At 71.9% G+C, this 19,355-nt stretch carries 23 protein-coding genes and 1 pseudogene; 14 read left to right on the forward strand and 10 right to left on the reverse strand.

The features are described 5' to 3' along the window. Positions 1–41 precede the first annotated feature (41 nt). Complete coding sequence (locus ACF1FZ_RS03050; RefSeq protein WP_391771595.1) at positions 42–989, forward strand: lytic polysaccharide monooxygenase; 948 nt, start codon at positions 42–44, stop codon at positions 987–989. Positions 990–1,072: 83 nt separating this feature from the next. Here the strand turns inward: ACF1FZ_RS03050 and ACF1FZ_RS03055 are convergent, their stop codons facing one another. From ACF1FZ_RS03055 to ACF1FZ_RS03075, 5 genes are all read right to left on the reverse strand, one after another. After that, entirely contained in the window at positions 1,073–1,762 is a 690-nt protein-coding gene (locus tag ACF1FZ_RS03055) for a copper homeostasis protein CutC (RefSeq protein ID WP_391771596.1), read from the reverse strand. Between the two features lie 176 nt (positions 1,763–1,938). Continuing rightward, a complete protein-coding gene (locus tag ACF1FZ_RS03060; RefSeq protein WP_391771597.1) occupies positions 1,939–3,348 on the reverse strand; it encodes a lipase family protein in 1,410 nt (469 codons plus the stop codon). Between the two features lie 163 nt (positions 3,349–3,511). Next, positions 3,512–4,372: a biotin-dependent carboxyltransferase family protein gene (locus ACF1FZ_RS03065; protein ID WP_391771598.1), complete on the reverse strand. Its 861-nt coding sequence runs from the start codon at positions 4,370–4,372 to the stop codon at positions 3,512–3,514. After that, positions 4,369–5,004, reverse strand: a complete 636-nt coding sequence (locus ACF1FZ_RS03070; RefSeq protein WP_391771599.1) for an allophanate hydrolase subunit 1 — start codon at positions 5,002–5,004, stop codon at positions 4,369–4,371. The genes ACF1FZ_RS03065 and ACF1FZ_RS03070 overlap by 4 nt, the downstream gene beginning before the upstream one ends. Next, positions 5,001–5,750, reverse strand: coding sequence for a LamB/YcsF family protein (locus tag ACF1FZ_RS03075; RefSeq protein WP_391771804.1), 750 nt, complete (start codon positions 5,748–5,750; stop codon positions 5,001–5,003). The genes ACF1FZ_RS03070 and ACF1FZ_RS03075 overlap by 4 nt, the downstream gene beginning before the upstream one ends. Positions 5,751–5,975: 225 nt before the next feature. On the opposite strand from ACF1FZ_RS03075, the gene ACF1FZ_RS03080 reads away from it, so the two are divergent. The 6 genes from ACF1FZ_RS03080 (at position 5,976) to ACF1FZ_RS03105 (ending at position 11,937) form a co-directional block, all read left to right on the forward strand. After that, on the forward strand, positions 5,976–6,701 hold the full coding sequence (locus ACF1FZ_RS03080) for a GntR family transcriptional regulator (RefSeq protein WP_391771600.1): 726 nt from the start codon (positions 5,976–5,978) through the stop codon (positions 6,699–6,701). A 241-nt stretch (positions 6,702–6,942) separates the two neighbouring features. Further along, a complete protein-coding gene (locus ACF1FZ_RS03085; protein ID WP_391771601.1) occupies positions 6,943–7,674 on the forward strand; it encodes a DUF969 domain-containing protein in 732 nt (243 codons plus the stop codon). Continuing rightward, entirely contained in the window at positions 7,671–8,639 is a 969-nt protein-coding gene (locus ACF1FZ_RS03090) for a DUF979 domain-containing protein (protein WP_391771602.1), read from the forward strand. The genes ACF1FZ_RS03085 and ACF1FZ_RS03090 overlap by 4 nt, the downstream gene beginning before the upstream one ends. An 87-nt stretch (positions 8,640–8,726) precedes the next feature. Further along, positions 8,727–9,767 (forward strand): DUF2891 domain-containing protein, encoded by a 1,041-nt coding sequence (locus ACF1FZ_RS03095; protein WP_391771603.1) that lies wholly within the window; start codon positions 8,727–8,729, stop codon positions 9,765–9,767. 100 nt (positions 9,768–9,867) lie between these two features. Further along, positions 9,868–10,584: a hypothetical protein gene (locus ACF1FZ_RS03100; RefSeq protein WP_391771604.1), complete on the forward strand. Its 717-nt coding sequence runs from the start codon at positions 9,868–9,870 to the stop codon at positions 10,582–10,584. Between the two features lie 72 nt (positions 10,585–10,656). Further along, entirely contained in the window at positions 10,657–11,937 is a 1,281-nt protein-coding gene (locus ACF1FZ_RS03105; RefSeq protein ID WP_391771805.1) for a Cmx/CmrA family chloramphenicol efflux MFS transporter, read from the forward strand. On the opposite strand, the gene ACF1FZ_RS03110 is transcribed toward ACF1FZ_RS03105, so the two are convergent. Then, positions 11,873–12,160, reverse strand: coding sequence for a DUF4031 domain-containing protein (locus ACF1FZ_RS03110; protein ID WP_391771605.1), 288 nt, complete (start codon positions 12,158–12,160; stop codon positions 11,873–11,875). The genes ACF1FZ_RS03105 and ACF1FZ_RS03110 overlap by 65 nt on opposite strands. After that, positions 12,157–12,525: a hypothetical protein gene (locus tag ACF1FZ_RS03115; RefSeq protein ID WP_391771606.1), complete on the reverse strand. Its 369-nt coding sequence runs from the start codon at positions 12,523–12,525 to the stop codon at positions 12,157–12,159. Before ACF1FZ_RS03115 ends, ACF1FZ_RS03110 begins: the two co-directional genes overlap by 4 nt. Before the next feature lie 152 nt (positions 12,526–12,677). Here ACF1FZ_RS03115 and ACF1FZ_RS03120 point away from each other — a divergent pair, with 152 nt between their 5' ends. The 5 genes from ACF1FZ_RS03120 (at position 12,678) to ACF1FZ_RS03140 (ending at position 17,001) form a co-directional block, all read left to right on the forward strand. Then, positions 12,678–13,595 (forward strand): MurR/RpiR family transcriptional regulator, encoded by a 918-nt coding sequence (locus tag ACF1FZ_RS03120; RefSeq protein WP_391771607.1) that lies wholly within the window; start codon positions 12,678–12,680, stop codon positions 13,593–13,595. 55 nt (positions 13,596–13,650) lie between these two features. After that, positions 13,651–14,619, forward strand: coding sequence for an N-acetylmuramic acid 6-phosphate etherase (gene murQ, locus ACF1FZ_RS03125; protein ID WP_391771608.1), 969 nt, complete (start codon positions 13,651–13,653; stop codon positions 14,617–14,619). Between the two features lie 34 nt (positions 14,620–14,653). Further along, positions 14,654–16,171: a PTS transporter subunit EIIC gene (locus tag ACF1FZ_RS03130; protein ID WP_391771609.1), complete on the forward strand. Its 1,518-nt coding sequence runs from the start codon at positions 14,654–14,656 to the stop codon at positions 16,169–16,171. A 118-nt stretch (positions 16,172–16,289) separates the two neighbouring features. Then, the gene (locus ACF1FZ_RS03135) at positions 16,290–16,460 is read left to right on the forward strand and encodes a hydrophobic protein (RefSeq protein WP_104787922.1); all 171 of its coding nucleotides are present in this window, start codon (positions 16,290–16,292) and stop codon (positions 16,458–16,460) included. Positions 16,461–16,650: 190 nt separating this feature from the next. Further along, positions 16,651–17,001 (forward strand): PRC-barrel domain containing protein, encoded by a 351-nt coding sequence (locus ACF1FZ_RS03140; RefSeq protein WP_391771610.1) that lies wholly within the window; start codon positions 16,651–16,653, stop codon positions 16,999–17,001. 85 nt (positions 17,002–17,086) lie between these two features. Here the strand turns inward: ACF1FZ_RS03140 and ACF1FZ_RS03145 are convergent. From ACF1FZ_RS03145 to ACF1FZ_RS03155, 3 genes and pseudogenes are all read right to left on the reverse strand, one after another. Beyond that, a pseudogene (locus tag ACF1FZ_RS03145) lies at positions 17,087–17,298 on the reverse strand (Uma2 family endonuclease); the annotation flags it as partial. 269 nt (positions 17,299–17,567) lie between these two features. Then, the gene (locus ACF1FZ_RS03150; protein ID WP_391771611.1) at positions 17,568–17,804 is read right to left on the reverse strand and encodes a hypothetical protein; all 237 of its coding nucleotides are present in this window, start codon (positions 17,802–17,804) and stop codon (positions 17,568–17,570) included. Next, complete coding sequence (locus ACF1FZ_RS03155) at positions 17,794–18,048, reverse strand: hypothetical protein (protein ID WP_391771612.1); 255 nt, start codon at positions 18,046–18,048, stop codon at positions 17,794–17,796. The genes ACF1FZ_RS03150 and ACF1FZ_RS03155 overlap by 11 nt, the downstream gene beginning before the upstream one ends. Before the next feature lie 103 nt (positions 18,049–18,151). Between ACF1FZ_RS03155 and ACF1FZ_RS03160 the strand changes: the two genes are divergently transcribed. Beyond that, on the forward strand, positions 18,152–18,994 hold the full coding sequence (locus ACF1FZ_RS03160) for a Scr1 family TA system antitoxin-like transcriptional regulator (RefSeq protein ID WP_391771613.1): 843 nt from the start codon (positions 18,152–18,154) through the stop codon (positions 18,992–18,994). Next, positions 18,975–19,184, forward strand: coding sequence for a DUF397 domain-containing protein (locus tag ACF1FZ_RS03165; protein ID WP_391771614.1), 210 nt, complete (start codon positions 18,975–18,977; stop codon positions 19,182–19,184). Before ACF1FZ_RS03160 ends, ACF1FZ_RS03165 begins: the two co-directional genes overlap by 20 nt. Positions 19,185–19,355 lie beyond the last annotated feature (171 nt).

Here is a 19,355-nt window from a genome sequence, read left to right on the forward strand (position 1 = left end):
ACCTCATGGCCATGCGACACATCATTCGGAGGAAAGCCCGGATGCGCGCTCCCCGCACCCTGAGCCTCATGGGGGCCGGCCTCCTGACTCTCGGCCTGGCCGGTCTGTCCACCCCCGCGTCCGCCCACGGCGTCGCCATGGACCCGGGCTCACGCAGCTACCTGTGCTACAAGGACATGATCGCGAGCGGGAACCAGATGCCGTCCAACCCGGCCTGTGCCGCAGCGGTCACCCAGACCGGCACCACGCCGCTGTACAACTGGTTCGGCGTCCTGGACTCCAACGGCGGCGGCCGGACCACGGGGTACATCCCCGACGGCGAGCTCTGCAGCGGCGGTCACCGGGGGCCGTACAACTTCTCCGCGTACAACGCGGCCCGCAGCGACTGGCCCACGACGCACCTCACCGCAGGTGCCACCACCAAGGTGAAGTACAGCAACTGGGCGGCCCATCCCGGCAAGTTCAACGTCTACGTCACCAAGGACGGCTGGACGCCGAACAAGCCCCTCGCCTGGGGCGACCTGACGCTCACCCAGACCGTGAACAACCCGCCGCAGGCCGGTGGCGCGGGCTCGGACGGGGGCAACTACTACTGGAACCTCCAGCTCCCGCAGGGCAAGACCGGCAAGCACATGATCTTCATCCACTGGATCCGCTCGGACAGCCAGGAGAACTTCTACTCCTGCTCCGACGTCGTCTTCGACGGGGGCAAGGGCGAGGTCACCGGCATGAAGGGCAGCCGGATGTCCGCGGACGAGCTGGCGAAGGCCGCGGAGAAGGCCGGCACGCCGGCCGTACCGGTCCACGCGGAGCACGCCGGGCACGCGGCCCCGGCCGGTGAGGCCCGGCTGGTCGCCTCCGCCGACGACTCCTCGGCCGGTTACCTGCCCGCCGCGACGGCGGTCTCGCTGACGGGAGCCGCCCTGATGTTCGCCGCGGGAGCGGTGGCCCACACCCGGCGCCGCCGCCAGGCCGAACAGAACCGCTGACCGCGAGGAGCCGGGCGTGGCCCCGGGCCGGTGATCGCCGGCCCGGGGCCACGCCCCTCCGCCCCGGAGCGTCCCCGGCCCCGTCACCCGTCAAGCGCCGCGCGCCACTCCCGGACCGCCGCCGCCTCCACCGGGCCGCTCCAGCCGCCCGGCCGCGCCATGCCCCCGATGTGGAAGGCCTCGATGCCCGCGGCGCGCAGCCGCGGCAGATGGTCGAGGCGCAGGCCGCCGCCGGCCATGATCTGCGGCTCGTAGCCGGGCAGGTCCGCGTGCCCCGCTTCGGCCACCAGGGTGTCCATGCCCGCGTCGACTCCGCCCGGCGAGCCCGCCGTGAGGTAGGTGTCCAGCCCCGGCAGGTCCGCGAGGTGCTTGCGCAGTACGTCACGGTCGGCCGCGCGGTCGATGGCGCGGTGGAAGGTCCACGGGCAGCCGTCCAGCTCGGCCACGAGCCGCTCGACGGCCACCAGGTCGACGTGCCCGTCCTGGTCGAGGAAGCCCAGGACGAATTCCTCCGCCCCCGCGGCCCGCATCGCGTGGGCCTTCTCCACGAGGAGGCGGATGTCGCCCGCGGCGAACCCGTCCGTGAGCCTGAGCATGACCCGCAGCGGGATGTCGACGGCGGCCTTGGTCTCCGTGAAGACCGCCACGGGCGGGGTGAGGCCGTCGGCCGCCATGTCGGTGACCAGTTCGAGGCGGTCCGCGCCGCCCGCCTGTGCTGCGACCGCGTCCTCCGCGTCGAGAGCGATCACCTCCAGGAGTGCACGGTTGCTCATGGTGTTCCATTCCGTCGGAGCGGCTGTCACTACAGGTCTAGTCCAATAACCAGACTACGGGTCAGCCACCCCGGGCGCAGCTCCCCGCGCGCACGTACGGGTGAAGATACGCGAGGCCGCGGCGGCGTCCGTGGAACGGACGCGCCGCGGCCTCGGGGGTCACGGGGGCGGGGACGTCAGGGCTGGACCGGCATCGACCAGCAGTTGGAGACGGCCTTCTTGCCGGAGAGACGGTCGGTCATCCAGGAGATGGCAGCGCCCTGGTCGGCCAGGTAGGGGGCGAGGTGGTTGGTGAGGATCTTGTCCCCGAGATTGGGCAGCAGGACGGCCTCGTACGTCACGTTCGCACCCTTGCGGCACCAGTCCACCGCGAGCTGCCGCGACTGCTGGTGGCCGACTATGTCGTCGTGGACACCGGTCGCCAGGCGCACCGGGGAGGCCGGCTTCAGGGTGCCGATGCGCTGCTGGTCGAGGACCGCCTGCAGCTTCGGCTCGGCCGCGATGACGTCGGCGATCGGCTTGCCGTCGGCGGTCCACTTCTTGCTGTTCGTGAAGCCGTGGCCGAAGACCGCGTCACCCACGCACATCGTCGAGGTGTCCTTCAGTGCGGCCTTGCCGGCGTCGTTGGTGTGCGCGTCGATCACCGCCTTCAGGGACGGGTCGGACTGGGCGAAGCCGTTGATCGACCAGCCCAGCGCACCGGCCAGGGCGCTTCCGTCGATGCCCTTCATGACCTCGGTGAGGTCGGCGGGCGGGGCTCCGGCGTAGGTGCCGGCCAGGGCGACGTCGGGGGCGTAGGCGGGCTGGAGTTCGGCCGCCGAGGCGCTGGCTCCGCCGCCCTGGCTGTAGCCGTAGAGGCCGACCCGCGACTCCGGGGTGAGTGACGTGCCGGGGACGGAGCGCGCCGCGCGGACCGCGTCCAGGAGGGCGTGGCCCTCGTCGACCCGGTTGACGTAGGTGTGCAGCCGGTCGGTGGTGCCGAGGCCCACGTAGTCGGTGACGACGACGGCGGCTCCGGCGGCGAGGAAGCGGTACACCGCGAGGTTGTCGTAGCCGATGGACACCGTGCCCTCGCCGATGGTCAGCGGGTGCTGGAGCGACAGCGAGGGTGCGCACTGGTCACCCTGGCCCATGGTCCCCGAGGCCAGCGCCACCAGCGGGCGGGGGCCACCGCCCCGCCACGCGGCGGACGGTTCGATGTACGCGCCGGTGACGGCGACGGGTCCGCCGCCCGCGTCGGTGGACTTGTACATCAGCCGCGTCGCGGTGCCGGGCAGCCGGCGGCCGTCCAGACCGGGGAGGCTGAGGCCCAGCGGCAGCGGTTCCGTGCGGACGAGGGACCCGTCGGCGGCGGGCAGCTCCGCCGGCGGGTCGTAGAAGACGGGGATGGTCACACCCCGGGAGACCACCGGCTCCGAACCGGCGGGCCCTGCGGCCGAGGCCGGTATCGCCGCCGCTCCCAGGCAGACGGCGACGGCCACCGACGCGGCGAGCAGGCGTCCCGTGCGGCGTCCCCGCCGACGGGGCTCCAGGAGGTGGGGGGTGTTGACGGTCGAGCTCGAACGGGTGGTCTTGCGCGGACTCACGGCTCACTCCTCGTTCTGCTCCGATGAAGGTGAGCGCAAGCTAGCACCGCGGCGTTACCTTAGGTAACTCATCAGTAAGTTACGCTTCGGTAACGCGTGCGGGGCGCCCGGAGAAGGGGGCTCGGCCGTTTCTTGCCGGCAGGTGCCCGCTCACGGGTTCCCCTCACGCCCGGACGAACCGCACCGGCGTCCCCGGGACCGCCTGTGCCGCCCCCGCCAGCGCCGCTTCGGCGACCACGCCCACGACCGGGTAACCCCCCGTCGTCGGATGGTCGTTGAGGAAGACCACGGGCAGCCCGTCCGGCGGCACCTGCACGGCTCCCAGCACCATGCCCTCGCTGGGCAGTTCGCCGTCCCGCACACGCCGCAGGGCGGGGCCCTCCGTACGCAGGCCGATGCGGTTGCTCCGCTCCGAGACCCGGTACACGGCGGTGGTGAGTGTGCGCAGAGCCGCCTCGGTGAACCAGTCGTCGCGCGGACCCGGATACAGGGGCAGCACCAGCTCGGCGGGTGCGCCCGGCCAGGGCACGACGCCGGTGCGCGGGGTGTCGCCCGGCCGGCCCAGCGGCAGGACGTCACCGTCGCGCAGGACCGGCGGGCCGAGCCCCGAGAGCAGGTCGGCGGACCGGCTGCCGAGCACCGGCTCGGGCACCAGGCCGCCCGCGAACGCCAGATAACCGCGCAGCCCGTGCACCGCGGGTCCGGCCTCCAGCACCGAGCCGGCGGGGACGCGGACGGGCGCGCCCCATGCGGCCGGGCGGCCGTCCACGGTGACCCGGCACCCCGCCCCGCCGACGACGGCGAGCACCGGCCGGGCGCCGGTCACCCGGACCGCGCACCCCGTGACGGTGGTCTCCAGCACCGCCGCGTCCGGCGCGTTGCCGACGAGCCGGTTGGCGAGCCGCCGGGCGGGCCCGTCCAGCGCCCCGGCCCGGGGTACGCCGAGGTGCGCCCAGCCGGTCCGCCCCCCGTCCTGCACCGTGGTCAGGGCTCCCGCCCGGACGACTTCGAGCCCCGGGTTCATCCGCGCACCTCCGCCGCCACGAAACGCACCCGGGTACCGGGGCCGAGCAGCGCCGCCGGTTCACGCTTCGGGTCCCAGAGGGCGTCCGGCTCCGGCATCCGGCCGATGAGCTGCCAGCCGCCGGGGGACGGGCGCGGATAGACCCCGGTGTACGGGCCGGCCAGCGCCAGCGCCCCGGCCGGCACCCGGGTCCGGGGCGTGGCCCGGCGCGGCACGCGCAGATGTCCGGGCAGCCCCGTGAGGTACCCGAAGCCGGGCGTGAAGCCGCAGAAGGCGACCCGGAATTCCGTACGGGCGTGGATGCGGGACACCTCGTCGACGGCGACGCCCCACGCCTCGGCCACATCGGCGAGATCCGGACCGTCGTAGACGACGGGTATCTCGACGGCCTCCCCCGCCGCCCGGCTCAACGGCGGTACGGTCCACGACCGCAGCCGCCCGGCGAGCGCCCGGTCCTCCACCCCGTCCAGCAGCACCGTCCTGGCGCCGGGCACGATCTCACGCACGGCGGGGAGCTCACCCGCGGCCCGGCGGCGCAGCAGCTCCGCGTGGAAGGCCTCCGCGTCCTCGCCGGAGGCCAGTTCCACGAGCAGGGCGCGGGGCCCGGCCTCCAGCACCCGTACGCCGCTCACGCGAACGCCCGCACGCGGACGCCCGCGTCCTCCAGCGCCGCCCGGACCCGCAGGGCGAGCGCCGCGGCCCCCGGGGTGTCCCCGTGGACGCACAGCGACCGGGCCGTGACGGCCACCCGGCTGCCGTCCGCCCCCGTCACGACACCGTCGACGGCCATGCCGACACTGCGGCGTACGACCTCGTCCGCGTCGTGCACCACGGCACCCGCCTCGCTCCGCGGCACGAGCGTGCCCCTCGGGGTGTACGCGCGGTCGGCGAAGGCCTCCCCGACGGGGGTCAGGCCTGCCGCCTGCGCGTGCGCGAGCAGGCGCGAACCGGGCAGTCCGAGGACCGCGGGGCTGCCGCCGGCGAGCACCACGCCCGCGACGACGGCGGCGGCCTGTTCCTCGTCGTGGACGACACGGTTGTAGAGGGCGCCGTGCGGTTTCACGTACGAGACCGTGGAACCGGCCGCCTCCGCGAAGACCCGCAGGGCGCCGATCTGGTAGGCGATCTCGGCGGTCAGCTCGGCAGCCGGCACATCCATGGCGCGCCGCCCGAACCCGGCCAGATCGCGGTAGGAGACCTGCGCGCCGATGCGGACGCCCCGCTCCGCCGCCGTGTCACAGACCCGCCGCATCACGGAGGCGTCGCCCGCGTGGAAGCCGCAGGCCACGTTGGCGCTGGTGACACAGGCCAGCAGCGCCTCGTCCTCGGTGAGGGTCCAGCGCCCGAACCCTTCCCCCAGGTCCGCGTTGAGGTCCATCGGCCGCGCCTGGCGCGTCACATTCGTCAGATCCGTCACAGTCGCACGCTAGCGATTGTTCAACAATCTGACAAGGGTCCGTCCGCCGCCCGGGACGCCCGTACGGTTCACTGGGCACTGCGTCTGCGCACTGCTGACGGAACACCAGGCACACCCTGGGCCTCCGGCGGCGGCGGACGCGACGGGCACGACCGTACGGCAGGCACACCGGACAAGGGGCGGGGCATGGCGGGGACAGGCAACGGCGGGAGGACCGGCGGCACGCCGGACCTCTCGGAACTGGCGGCACACAGCGTCTCCCTGGAGCGGTCCGGTACGGCCGAGCGGGTCAGCGCCATCCTGCGGGACCGGATCACCGAGGGCTATTTCCCGCCCGGCAGCCGCCTGTCCGAGGAGAGCATCAGCGGCGCCCTGGCCGTGTCGCGCAACACGCTGCGCGAGGCGTTCCGCCTGCTGTCGCACGAACGCCTCCTGGAACACCGCCTCAACAAGGGCGTCTTCGTCCGCGTCCTGGCCGTGGACGACCTGGTCGACATATACCGGGTGCGGCTCCTCGTCGAGTGCGCCGCCCTGCGGACCCTGGGCGAGCCACCGTTCGACCTGACGGCGGTCGAGGCGGCGGTGTCGACGGGCGAGCAGGCCGCACTCCGTGACGACTGGCCCGCCTGCTCCACCGCCAACATCCGTTTCCACCAGGCACTGGCCGGCCTGGCGAACAGCCCCCGCACCGACGAACTGATGCGCAACGTCCTCGCCGAACTGCGGCTCGCCTTCCACGTGATGGCCGACCCCCGCCGATTCCACGAGCCCTACCTCACCCGCAACCGTGAGATCACGGACAGACTGGCCGGCGGGGACGCGGCCGGTGCCGAACGCATGCTCGCCTTCTACCTGGAGGACTCCCGACGCCAGCTGGCCGAGGCGTACGCGCAACGACTCACGGAGCGGTAGCCCGGGTTGTTCCATGATCCACGCCCCGTCGCCCCCCTTCCGGAGTGACCGCATTTCGCCCCACACGCGCATGGAACCGGGCAAAAAAACCTGCCCCTCCTCCCTCCCGTGACGCCGAATCCGATCGATGTAGCTCACACCCTTGTGGGATTGTTGAACAAGACCCTAAGGTCTCGCGTTAATACCCCCGTCTGAGCAGGAGCGTGCACCGCCACGCCCCTGCGCGGAAGAAGGCCGACGCGTGATCGTTCTCCTCGGCGTGCTCGTGGTGATCCTCGGATTCGCCACCCGTCGCAATCCTCTGCTCGTGGTGGGTGCCGCCGGCATCGTCACGGGGCTGCTCGGCAAGCTCTCGCCGCAGGAGGTGCTGGCCACGTTCGGCAGCAGCTTCGCCTCCTCCCGTTCGGTGACGGTCTTCGTCATCACCCTGCCCGTCATCGGGCTCCTGGAGCGCTACGGACTCCAGGAGCAGGCCCGTACCCTCATCGGCAAGCTGGGCAAGCTGACCACCGGCCGCTTCCTCACGCTCTACCTGCTGATACGGCAGCTCACCGCCTCCGTGGGCCTCACCAGCCTGGGCGGCCCCGCGCAGAGCGTGCGGCCTCTGATCGCCCCGATGGCCGAGGCGGCCGCCGAGGCCAAGGCGGGTCGTCCGCTGCCGCAGAAGCTGCGCGAGAAGGTCCGCTCGCACGCCTCCGGCGCCGACACCATCGGAGTGTTCTTCGGTGAGGACTGCTTCATCGCCATCGGTTCGATCCTGCTGATCACCGGCTTCGTGAACTCCACGTACGACCAGCACCTCGAGCCCCTGCACCTGGCCCTGTGGGCGATCCCCTCCGCGATCTGCGCCTTCCTGATCCACGGGGCCCGCCTGCTCAACCTGGACCGGCAGCTGGAGCGCGAGCTCGCCGTCGCCGCCACCGAGAACGACCTGACGGCACACGCCGGGCCCGGTAAGGAGGAAGCCAAGTGATCAAGTCCGAGTACTTCTTCTGGCTGGTCGGCGCGGTGTTCCTCGTCATGGCCGCGCAGATGGTCATGGACCGCACCAACCCCAGGCGTTTCGGCTCCGCCGGCTTCTGGGGCCTGCTGGGCGCCGCGTTCTTCTACTCCACGGGCGTCGTCGACGAGTCCCTCCCCGCCGAACCGCTGGGTGTCGCCGTCCTGGTCCTGATCGTGCTGGGCGGCTGCGGTCTCACCGGCAAGGGCGAGTCACGCACTCCTCCCCGAGAGAAGCGCGTGGCCTCGGCCGCGTTCCTCGGCAACAAGCTGTTCCTGCCGGCCCTCACCATCCCCGTCGTCGCGATGATCTGCGCGACGCTGGTGAAGAACTGGAAGATCGGCGGCGAACCGGTCCTGGAGCCGGGCTACGAGACCATTCTCGGCCTGGGTGTCGGCGCCGTCGCCGCGTTGGTCGTGGGAATGGTGCTCCTGCGCGAACGGAGGCTCTCCGTACCGCTGCACTCCGGCCGCAACATGCTCGAATCGATGGGCTGGGCGCTGATCCTGCCGCAGCTGCTCTCCGTCCTCGGCTCGATCTTCCAGTCCGCCGGCGTCGGGGAACAGGTCGGAAGGATCAGCGAGGCACTGCTGCCGGACGGTCAGAAGCTCGTGGCCGTGGCCGTCTACTGCTGCGGCATGGCGCTGTTCACCATCGTCATGGGCAACGCCTTCGCCGCGTTCCCGGTGATGACCGCCGCGATCGGCTGGCCCGTCCTCATCGAGCAGATGAACGGCAACGCGCCCGCCGTCCTCGCGGTCGGCATGCTGTGCGGCTTCTGCGGCACGCTGGTCACACCGATGGCCGCCAACTTCAATCTGGTCCCGGCGGCGCTCCTGGAGCTCAAGGACCAGTACGGCCCGATCAAGGCCCAGCTCCCCACGGCAGCGGCCCTGCTGGTCTGCAACATCGTGATCATGGCCCTCTTCGCCTTCTGACCCGGCCCGCCCTCTCCCCCGCCCGGATCGCGCCCGCGCCGGACCGCCCCCGGCCCGGGCCGTTCGCCCGTCCCTCTGGAGTCCCCCATGTCCCCCACGTTCCCCGCCGCGTACGCCGTCCCCTTCGCGGAGCTGGCCCTCGCCAACGTCGTACGCGAATACCCCAACGCACCCGCACACCTCTACACCGGGCCCGAGGAACTCGTGGCGCCCCGTACGCTGCACCCCGCCTTCTACGGGGGCTACGACTGGCACTCCACCGTGCACATGCACTGGCTGCTCGTTCGCATCGTGCGCCGCTTCTCCGCCACCGGCGATCTCCCGGCCACCCTCACCACCCGCATCCGGGGGGTGCTCGACACCCATCTGACTCCTGGGAACATCTCCGTCGAGGCGTCCTACCTGCGCGGCCGGCCGCACTTCGAGCGTCCCTACGGCTGGGCCTGGCTGATCGCACTCGCCGCGGAGTGCCGGGCCCTCGCCACGCCCGACGGCGACCGCTGGGCCGACGCCCTGGCCCCCGGCGTGGCAGCGGTCGGCGACCTGCTCGGAGCCTGGCTGCCCAAGGCCACGTACCCGGTCCGGCACGGTGTCCACAACAACAGCGCCTTCGGCCTGGGGCTGATCCTCGACGCGGGTGGGACCGCCGGGCTGCCGGCACCGGTCCTCGACGCGGCGACGGACCGGCTGCGGGCCTGGTTCACCGACGACCACGACGCCCCCGCCCACTGGGAACCCTCCGGCCAGGACTTCCTCTCCCCCGCCCTGGCCGAGGCCGACGCCATGCGGCGGGTGCTGCCTGTGGCGGAATTCCGTACCTGGCTCGCCGCGTTCCTGCCGGCCCTGGTCTCCACCGCGCCCGACTCCACGCTGCTCGACCCGCCGGTGGTCTCCGATCACGCCGATCCGCAGATCGGCCACCTCCTCGGCCTCACCCTGAGCCGGGCGGCCGCCCTCCGTTCGATCGCCGGCGCGCTCCCGGACGGCCCGGCCCGCAACGCGCTCCTGACCTCGGCCGAGGCCCACCTCACGCTCGGCCTGCCGACGGTGTCCTCCGGGGACTTCTCCTCGGACCACTGGCTGGCGACGTACGCGGCTCTGGCCCTGGACACGGCGCCCGGTCACTGAACACCCGGCCCGTCCCCCGGGCCGGCCGTGCGCGCGGGGCGTCACCCGGGCGCGGAGGGCACCACCCGGACGCGGGGGACCTTCGTCCTACCCTCGGCCTATGAGCGACAGCGCCCCCGGCACATCCGGCAGCACCTCCGAGAGCGGCATCCCCGAGAGCGGCACCCCCGAGAGCCCGTCCCCCGGCGGCGCACTCCGTGGCCGCTGGCACGAGGCCCTGCTCGCCGCACGCGGCGGGCCGGGCCCCGATCCGGGCCCGTACGCCGACGCCCTCCTCGCGCGCTGGGCCGAACCCCAGCGGCGCTACCACACCACCGCCCATCTGACCCAGGTGCTGGACCACGTCGACACCCTGGCCGGCCACGCCTCCGACCCCGCCCTGGTGCGCCTGGCCGTCTGGTTCCACGACGCGGTCTACCGCCCCGACCGCTCCGAGAACGAGGAGCGCAGCGCAGCGCTCGCCGAACGCGCCCTGCCCGAGGCCGGTGTCCCCGAGGCGGCGACCGCCGAGGTCGCCCGGCTGGTCCGGCTCACCGTCACGCACGACCCGGCGGACGGTGACACCAACGGCGAGGTGCTGTGCGACGCGGATCTCGCGATCCTGGCGGCGGCCCCCCAGGAGTACGCGGCGTACGCGGCGCAGGTGAGGGAGGAGTACGGCTTCGTCCCGGACGGCGCGTTCCGCGAAGGGCGGTCGGCCGTCCTCCGGCACCTGCTGGAGCTGCCGAAGCTGTTCCGTACGCCCCACGGGGCGGCGGAGTGGGAGCCGAGGGCGCGGCAGAACCTGACCACCGAACTGGCGCTGCTCACGCGCTGAGACAGGGGAATGACAGGGACGAAAGCACTGTTGGCCACTGTCATGCCCGATTCCGCTTCCAGCCGCCCCCGCATGCCGGTGGCCGTCTACATCCTCGGCCTCTCGGTCTTCGCCCTCGGTACCAGTGAGTTCATGCTGTCCGGACTCCTGCCGCCCATCGCCGACGACATGGACGTGTCGATCCCGCAGGCCGGGCTCCTCATATCCGCCTTCGCGATCGGCATGGTGGTCGGCGCCCCGCTGCTGGCGGTCGCCACGCTGCGGCTGCCCCGGCGTACGACGCTCATCGCGCTCATCACCGTCTTCGGACTGGGCCAGATCGCGGGCGCGCTGGCGCCGACGTACGAGGTGCTGTTCGTCTCACGGGTGATGAGTGCGCTGGCGTGCGCCGGCTTCTGGGCGGTCGGCGCCGCGGTCGCCATCGCGATGGTGCCGGTGAACGCGCGGGCCAGGGCGATGGCCGTGATGATCGGCGGACTGTCGATCGCCAACGTCCTGGGAGTGCCGCTGGGTGCGTTCCTCGGGGAGAGCTTCGGCTGGCGTTCGGCGTTCTGGGCGGTGGGCGCGGCGTCCGCCGTGGCGCTGGCCGGCGTCGTCACACGCATCCCGCGCATTCCGCTGCCGGACGAGAAGCCGCAGCTCAAGCGGGAGGTCGCGATCTACCGGGACCGTCAGGTGTGGCTGTCGATCGTGATCACGGCTCTCGCGGCGGGCGGCGTGTTCTGCGCGTTCAGCTATCTCGCGCCGCTGCTGACGGATGTGGCCGGACTGGATTCGGGCTGGGTGCCGTGGGTGCTCGGGCTGTTCGGCGTCGGCGCGCTGATCGGTACGACGATCGGGGGCCGGGTCGCGGACGCGCACCTCTTCGGTGTGCTGCTGAGCGGCATCAGCGCCTCGGCGGTCTTCCTGGTGGCGCTGGCGCTCTTCGCGTCGAACCAGGTCGCGGTGGTCGTTCTGGCTTTCCTGCTGGGGCTGTCCGCCTTCTACACGGCTCCGGCGCTCAACGCCCGGATGTTCGACGTCGCGGGTGTGGCCCCGACGCTGGCGGGGGCGACGACGACGGCCGCGTTCAACCTGGGCAACACGAGCGGCCCGTGGCTGGGCGGCGCGGTGATCGACGCGGACTTCGGCTTCCGGGCCACGGCCTGGGCCGGCGCCGCGATGCTGGTGCTCGGCCTGGCGGCCGTGACGGTCTCGATGCGGCTGCGCGGCGGTGCGCCGTCCCGACGGGTCGCGGGCACCCCGGCGCACAGCATCCCGGGACAGGCGCTCGGGCCGGAACGGGCCGTCAGCCCGGGGCGGGACGTTCCGGAGCAGGCCGCCCCTTCGGGCGCCGCAACCCGGCGGCCGTGAGCCGGCGCACGATCTCCTTCGACCCGACCTCCCGCGCCCCGGCGCGCACCGCGTCCGCGTAACGCGCCTCGGGGATGTCGTAGTGGTCGCGCTCGAAGGCACGGGGCGGGCAGCCGATCGCGGCGGCGAAGGCGTGCAGTTCCGCGAACGACTCGTCGCTGACCAGGTGCGACCACATGCGGCCGTGCCCCGGCCAGGTCGGCGGGTCGATGTAGACGGTCACCGGCGGAACACCTCGGCGAGCGCTCCCACCCGTGCGACGGACACCGTCGCCTTGGTGCAGACCCAGTGCGGATCGGGACCGAGCTCCGGTTCGACGTCCAGGGCGTGCGGCCCTCCCTCCGTGCACACCGGGCACAGCGGCCAGCGCCCGTACTGCTCCAGGAGAGCGTCCTGGACGTCCTGCGCCACGAGCCCCGTGACGAAGGAGGCACCCTCGGGCCACTGCTCGGCCCACCACCGCCGGTGAGCCACCGCGTCCTCGACCATCGAGACGATCCTGGCCTCCGCCACATCGCCCGCGACGAGGTCGGCCATCACCAGCGCACGCGCGGTGTGCAGCTCCTGTTCCAGGCTGTTCAACTCCATGGCCCCATTGTCCCCCGCCGCCTGCCGCCCCGAGCCGGGTCACCGGAAGCCCGGAACTCCACAAACAGACATATCACCCACTTCTTCACCCGCAACTCCCCTTCGGCCGAGGAGGGATTGACGGGGCGGAAGGTTGGAAATAACTTTCAAGGGTGACCAATGACGTGAAGGAAAGTTTCAGCCCGGACTCGCCGCCCGCCCCCGCGGCTCTCGCCGCCAAGGTGCGGACCCTCGCCCCGTCCATGACCCGTTCCATGCAGCGGGTCGCCGAAACGGTCGCGGGGGACCCCGCCGGGTGTGCCGCCCTCACCGTCACCGGTCTCGCCGAGCTCACCGGCACCAGCGAGGCGACCGTCGTCCGCACCGCCCGCCTCCTCGGTTACCCGGGCTACCGGGACCTGCGCCTCGCGCTCGCCGGCCTCGCCGCTCATCAGCAGTCCGGCCGGGCGCCCGCCGTCACCGCCGACATCACGGTCGACGACCCGATCGCGGACGTCGTCGCGAAGCTCGCCTACGACGAGCAGCAGACCCTCGCCGACACGGCCGCCGGCCTCGACACGGTGCAGCTCGGGGCCGCCGTGACCGCCGCCGCGACCGCGCGCCGCATCGACATCTACGGTGTGGGCGCCTCCTCCCTCGTCGGCCAGGACCTGGCGCAGAAGCTGCTCCGGATCGGCCTCATAGCCCACGCCCACACGGACCCGCACCTCGCCGTGACCAACGCGGTGCAGCTCCGCCCCGGCGACGTGGCCATCGCGATCACCCACTCCGGCTCCACGGGTGACGTCATCGAGCCGCTCCGGGTCGCCTTCGACCGCGGTGCGGCCACGATCGCGATCACCGGACGCCCGGACGGGCCCGTCTCGCAGTACGCCGACCACGTGCTGACCACGTCCACCGCCAGGGAGAGCGAGCTGCGGCCCGCCGCCATGTCGAGCCGCACGAGCCAGCTCCTCGTCGTCGACTGCCTCTTCATAGGAGTCGCCCAGCGGACGTACGAGACGGCCGCACCCGCGCTGTCCGCCTCCTACGAGGCGCTCGCCCACCGCCACACCGCACGCAGCCGCTGACCCCGGCGAGCACCCGCCCCCACGACCGTACGAAGACGAGAAAGCAGCGCTGCTCATGCCTTCCACCACCGACGCGAACGCCGGCGCGACCACCCCCGGCGGCTACGGCGAACTGCGCGCCCAGCTCGCCACGCTCACCACCGAGGCGTTCCGGCCGGAGTTCGCCGAGATCGACCGGCTGCCGACGCAGGAGATAGCCCGCATCATGAACGGCGAGGACGCCACCGTCCCCGCAGCCGTGGCCGAGAAGCTGCCGCAGATCGCCGCCGCGATCGACGCCACCGCCGGGCGCATGGCGCGCGGCGGCCGGCTGATCTACGCGGGCGCCGGCACCGCCGGCCGTCTCGGTGTGCTCGACGCCAGCGAGTGCCCGCCGACCTTCAACACCGACCCGTCCCAGGTCATCGGCCTGATCGCGGGCGGCCCCTCCGCCATGGTCAAAGCCGTCGAGGGCGCCGAGGACAGCAAGGAGCTGGCCGCCGCCGACCTCGACGGCCTGGGCCTCACCGCCGACGACACGGTGGTCGGCATCTCCGCCTCCGGCCGCACCCCGTACGCCATCGGGGCCGTCGAGCACGCCCGCGCCAAGGGCGCCCTCACCATCGGTCTCTCGTGCAACGCGGACTCCGCGCTCGCAGCGGCGGCCGAACACGGCCTGGAGATCGTCGTCGGGCCCGAGCTGCTCGCCGGCTCGACCCGCCTCAAGGCGGGCACGGCGCAGAAGCTCGTCCTGAACATGCTGTCGACGATCACGATGATCCGGCTGGGCAAGACGTACGGGAACCTCATGGTCGACGTACGCGCTTCGAACGAGAAGCTGCGCGCCCGCTCCCGCCGGATCGTCTCCCTCGCCACCGGCGCCTCCGACCAGGAGATCGAAGCCGCGCTCGCCGCGACCGGCGGTGAGGTGAAGAACGCCATCCTCACCATCCTCGGCGGGGTCGACGGCCCCACCGCCGCCACGCTCCTGACCGACTCCCACGGCCACCTCCGCGCCGCCCTCGCGGCCGTCCGAACCACCTGACGCACCACTCCCCGCACAGCAAGGCACCACGCACATGGCTACTGAAGACAAGAACCGCGCCACTGCCGCCGCGCTCCTGCCGCTTGTCGGTGGCGCCGCGAACGTCAGCTCGATCGCCCACTGCATGACCCGGCTCCGGCTGGGCCTGCACGACCGCTCGCTCGTGGACGACGAGGCCCTCAGGGCCCTCCCCGCGGTGATGGGCGTGGTCGAGGACGACACCTACCAGATCGTCCTCGGCCCGGGCACCGTCGCCCGGGTCACCCCCGAGTTCGAGCAACTGGTCGAGGAGGGGCGGGCGTCGAAGACCTCCGCGCCCGTCCGCACGGCCGAGGAGCTGGCCGGCAAGGGCGCGGCCCTCAAGGCTCAGCAGAAGGCGAAGAACTCCACCCCGTTCAAGCTGTTCCTGCGCAGGATCGCGAACATCTTCGTCCCGCTGATCCCCGCCCTGATCGGCTGCGGCATCATCGCCGGCCTCAACGGCCTGCTGGTGAACCTCGGTCGGCTGACCGCAGTCACCCCCGCGCTGGCGGCGATGGCCTCCGGCTTCATGGCCCTGATCGCGGTCTTCGTCGGCTACAACACGGCGAAGGAGTTCGGCGGTACACCGGTCCTCGGCGGTGCGGTCGCGGCGATCATCGTCTTCCCCGGCGTCGCGGACATCGAGGCCTTCGGCCAGACCCTCGCACCCGGCCAGGGCGGCGTCCTCGGCGCCCTCGGTGCGGCGGTCCTCGCGGTGTACGTCGAGAAGTGGTGCCGCCGCTGGGTGCCGGAAGCCCTGGACGTCCTGGTCACCCCGACCCTGACCGTCCTGATCTCCGGCCTCGTCACCATCTTCGGCCTGATGTACGTGGCCGGAGAGATCTCCTCCGCCATCGGTACGTTCGCCGACTGGCTGCTCTCCACGGGCGGCGCGGGCGCGGGCTTCCTGCTCGGCGGCTTCTTCCTGCCCCTGGTGATGCTGGGCCTGCACCAGGCCCTGATCCCGATCCACACGACACTCATCGAGCAGCAGGGCTTCACCGTCCTGCTGCCGATCCTCGCGATGGCCGGGGCCGGCCAGGTCGGCGCGGCGGCCGCGGTCTACCTCCGCCTCCCCCGGAACGAGTCGATCCGCAAGACCATCAGGTCCGCCATGCCCGCAGGCCTGCTGGGTGTCGGCGAACCCCTGATCTACGGCGTCTCGCTCCCGCTGGGCCGCCCGTTCGTCACGGCCTGCGTGGGCGGGGCGTTCGGCGGTGGCTTCGTGGGCCTGTTCAACCAGCTCGGTGACTCGGTCGGTTCGACCGCCATCGGCCCGTCCGGCTGGGCCCTGTTCCCGCTCCTCGACGGCAACCACGGCCTCGGTTCCACCGTCGCGGTCTACGCGGGCGGCCTGCTCGCCGGCTACGTCGCGGGCTTCGTCGCCACGTACTTCTTCGGCTTCAGCAAGGCGCTGCTGGCGGAGTTCGACGTCTCCCAGGAACCGGTCCCCTCCACGGTCACGGCCGCCGGCGGGACCTCGGCGCCCGGCTCGGGCGACAGCCCGGCGAAGGAGCCGGCGGGCATCTGACCGCACCCTGCGGACCGGCCGCGAATGGTCACGAGAAGGTCGCGAATTTTTTTCCCCGGGAACACGTGTGTGTAGGAAATGGATCGTCGGGCACCAGATGCCTCGGAGGTTGATAACAATGGTTCCCCTGCTTCTCGTTCTTTTGCTCGCTCTGATCCTTTTCGGTGCCGGTTTCGCACTCAAGGCGCTTTGGTGGATCGCGGTGATCGTGCTCGTGGTGTGGCTGATCGGATTCTTCGTGCGCCCGGCAGCCAGCGGCGGCAAGCGCGGCCGGTGGTACCGCTGGTAAACACCCCGACCGGCAATAAGCGCGGGCGGCTCAGAACTTTCACGTTCTGAGCCGCCCGCGCTTATTGCTGCGTTCACCGAATTCACCATGTGTGGACCGCAAAAGCCCGGGCAGTCGATATGTGAGCGGCACTCGCCCTCATCGTGAGGTGATGCGCGTGCCGGACGAACCGTCGAGGAAGGAGCCGAACATGAGCGACCATCTGTGGGGTTACCAGCCCACGAGCGGTCATACCGCAGGCGCCGACCTGACCGGATTCTCGGTCGAGGCGACGGACGGAAGCATCGGCAAGGTCGACAAGCACTCCGACGAGGTGGGCTCGGCCCACATCGTCGTCGACACCGGTGTCTGGATCTTCGGCAAGAGCGTCCTGCTCCCGGCAGGCACGGTCAAGGGGATCGACACCGAGCACAGGACGATCTTCGTCGACCTGACCAAGGACCAGATCAAGGACTCCCCGGAGTTCGACAAGCACAAGCATGCGGGAGACCCGGGCTATCACGACCAGGTCGGCACGTACTACGACAGCTACCGCATGTAGAACCTGACGCACCGTGCGCAGAGGCGGGGCCGGCTTCCTCCATGGAGCCGGCCCCGCTGTTCAGTGCGCAACGCCCCACGCTCCCTCAGACCGGGAAGCCGCCCGTGGGCAGGATCACGTCGAAGGGGCCCGGCAGCAGGAGCGGCTCACCGAAGGGCACGGGGCCGGAACGCTTGTACGTGCCGTCCTCGTTCGGCTCCGTGAACAGCGTGGCCATCGCCCCGCGTGTGTCGAACCGGTCGATCAGCAGGTGCATCGGGACCCCGCCCGCGCGTGGGCGCGGTACTTCTTCGTCCGGGCGGGCCCACCGCCGGCGTGTACGCGCTGCTCCACCTCACCGGCCCCTGCGCCCCGGCACGGTCGCCCTCTTCCTGGAGTGGCGCCCGGACAACACCTACGCCGCCCACGTCGCCGGGCTCCTCGTCCCGATCGCCGTCGCCCTGCTGCCCACCGGCGCCCTGGCCCTTCCGGCAGCGCACACCGTCCTCGCGGTGCTCCACCAACGGCCGGCCCGGCGGTCGTCCGGCCACGACCGCCGGAACGACCTCACGCCAGGCGCTCCCCGCTCATGACGGCAGCCGCCCCTCCCAGTTGACCTCCTTCACCCGCGCACGCAGCACGAGCCCCGGTGGAGCCGCCCGGACAGCTTCCGGCGGGCAGTCCCATTCCGCGCCGCCGCCCGGGGGGCGCAGCTGTACGTACGGTCCGACGCGGCCCATCACCCGGCCCACCCTGCCGTCCCTGCCGTCCACCGCGAACGTGCCGGGCTCCGGCTTGCACGGCTCCAGTCCTTCAACTGTCATGAGACGCCTTCGCTTCGAGCTGTGCGCTCAGCCGCAGCGCCGTCTCGATCGAGCACCGGCCGAGGTCGACGAGCGGCGCCGGCTCGTCGCCCGCGCACGACACCGGGTCGATCCGCAACGACGGCAGCTTCACGCCGACCCCCGCGAGCCCGGCCCGCAGCCGCGCCACCGCGTCCTCCGCGGCCCGCACTCTGTCCGCTGCTTCTTTGCGCCGTTCCGTAGCCGTCATCATGATCTTCCCCATTTCCACGCTGAGTAGTTGCTATGCATACACAGCGTGGCCAATTCCTCGCTACCGTGGAAGAGGTGCAGTTCCAACACCCGCACGTGTGCCCCTCGGAGTCGCCATGCCCGGACCCAAGAAGCTCGACCCCTCCTCCTCGCCCCGGGCCCTCCTGGGTGCCGAACTACGCCACCGGCGGGAGGCGGCAGGCCTTTCGCAGGAGGATCTCGGGGCCCCACTGTTCGTCAGCGGCTCCTTCATCGGGCAGCTGGAGGCCGGTACGCGTCGCATGCAGGCGGACCAGGCCCAGAAGCTGGACGAAGTGCTGGACGCGGGTGGTTTCTTCACGCGGAACTGCGCGGCCCTGAAGAAGTCCAAGTACCCGGACCACTTCGCGGAGGCGGCGGAGGCGGAGCGCCTGGCGACCGCGATCCGGGAGTACGCGCCCCTCTTGATCCCCGGCCTGCTCCAGACCGAGGCTTACGCGCGAGCGGTGTTCCGGGCATACCAGCCCACAGCCACGGAGGACGTGATCGATGACCTGGTGGCGGCGCGGCTGGAACGGGCCCAGTTGCTGAGCGATCCAACGACGCCCCTGTTGTGGGCCGTGCTGGACGAGGCGGTTCTACGTCGACGAGTCGGCGGGCCGGGGGTGATGGCGGAGGCCTTGCGCCATGTGGTGGGGCTGGCCCGGCGGCACCGCGCGATCGTCCAAGTACTGCCGTTCTCCGCAGGCGCACATGCTGCCTTGGACGGTGGCCTGAAGCTCATGTCGTTTCCCGACGCGCCCCCGCTCGCCTATCTGGACGGGCTCGGTTCCGGCCAGTTGCTCGACGAGCCCTCCATGGTCCGCAAGTACGAACTGACTTACGATCTGCTGGTGGCAAGCGCATTGTCACCGGAAACTTCCCTGGCCCTGATCCGATCCGTAGCGGAGGATGACTCGTATGAACATCAGCAGCTCTGACTACGGCCTCTCCGCTGAGCACTGGCGCAAGTCCACCTACAGCGGCGGCGACGGCGGCAACTGCCTCGAAGTCGCCGACGGCCACCCCGGCATGGTCCCCGTCCGTGACTCCAAGATGACCGACGGCCCGGCGCTCGTGTTCCGGACCGGTGCCTGGGCGGTCTTCGTGGCCGGCCTCAAGCACGCGTAACCCCCCGCAGGGGCAACGACTTTCGTCGCCCTCCGTCGCAACGAACGGTGACAGCGTCGTCCTGCCGGGGGTCTCTACCGTGGGCGCGTGACTCGTGTGGATTCCATGGCCCCCGCAACCCCCGCCCCCGACCCCCGGACATCGGCGGTGAGGGCGCGCCTGGCGTCCTGG

Origin of the sequence: Streptomyces sp. NPDC014623 (assembly GCF_043088245.1) — a bacterium.
Taxonomy (GTDB): domain Bacteria; phylum Actinomycetota; class Actinomycetes; order Streptomycetales; family Streptomycetaceae; genus Streptomyces.

Bases quoted from the DNA above. Each gene is read 5' to 3' on its own strand.
- ACF1FZ_RS03050 (WP_391771595.1), top strand. From the start codon at position 42: ATGCGCGCTCCCCGCACCCTGAGCCTCATGGGGGCCGGCCTCCTGACT.
- ACF1FZ_RS03055 (WP_391771596.1), bottom strand. From the start codon at position 1,762: ATGAGCAACCGTGCACTCCTGGAGGTGATCGCTCTCGACGCGGAGGAC.
- ACF1FZ_RS03065 (WP_391771598.1), bottom strand. From the start codon at position 4,372: ATGAACCCGGGGCTCGAAGTCGTCCGGGCGGGAGCCCTGACCACGGTG.
- ACF1FZ_RS03075 (WP_391771804.1), bottom strand. From the start codon at position 5,750: ATGGACCTCAACGCGGACCTGGGGGAAGGGTTCGGGCGCTGGACCCTC.
- ACF1FZ_RS03080 (WP_391771600.1), top strand. From the start codon at position 5,976: ATGGCGGGGACAGGCAACGGCGGGAGGACCGGCGGCACGCCGGACCTC.
- ACF1FZ_RS03095 (WP_391771603.1), top strand. From the start codon at position 8,727: ATGTCCCCCACGTTCCCCGCCGCGTACGCCGTCCCCTTCGCGGAGCTG.
- ACF1FZ_RS03100 (WP_391771604.1), top strand. From the start codon at position 9,868: ATGAGCGACAGCGCCCCCGGCACATCCGGCAGCACCTCCGAGAGCGGC.
- ACF1FZ_RS03105 (WP_391771805.1), top strand. From the start codon at position 10,657: ATGCCGGTGGCCGTCTACATCCTCGGCCTCTCGGTCTTCGCCCTCGGT.
- ACF1FZ_RS03115 (WP_391771606.1), bottom strand. From the start codon at position 12,525: ATGGAGTTGAACAGCCTGGAACAGGAGCTGCACACCGCGCGTGCGCTG.
- murQ (WP_391771608.1), top strand. From the start codon at position 13,651: ATGCCTTCCACCACCGACGCGAACGCCGGCGCGACCACCCCCGGCGGC.
- ACF1FZ_RS03130 (WP_391771609.1), top strand. From the start codon at position 14,654: ATGGCTACTGAAGACAAGAACCGCGCCACTGCCGCCGCGCTCCTGCCG.
- ACF1FZ_RS03135 (WP_104787922.1), top strand. From the start codon at position 16,290: ATGGTTCCCCTGCTTCTCGTTCTTTTGCTCGCTCTGATCCTTTTCGGT.
- ACF1FZ_RS03140 (WP_391771610.1), top strand. From the start codon at position 16,651: ATGAGCGACCATCTGTGGGGTTACCAGCCCACGAGCGGTCATACCGCA.
- ACF1FZ_RS03150 (WP_391771611.1), bottom strand. From the start codon at position 17,804: ATGACAGTTGAAGGACTGGAGCCGTGCAAGCCGGAGCCCGGCACGTTC.
- ACF1FZ_RS03155 (WP_391771612.1), bottom strand. From the start codon at position 18,048: ATGGGGAAGATCATGATGACGGCTACGGAACGGCGCAAAGAAGCAGCG.
- ACF1FZ_RS03160 (WP_391771613.1), top strand. From the start codon at position 18,152: ATGCCCGGACCCAAGAAGCTCGACCCCTCCTCCTCGCCCCGGGCCCTC.
- ACF1FZ_RS03165 (WP_391771614.1), top strand. From the start codon at position 18,975: ATGAACATCAGCAGCTCTGACTACGGCCTCTCCGCTGAGCACTGGCGC.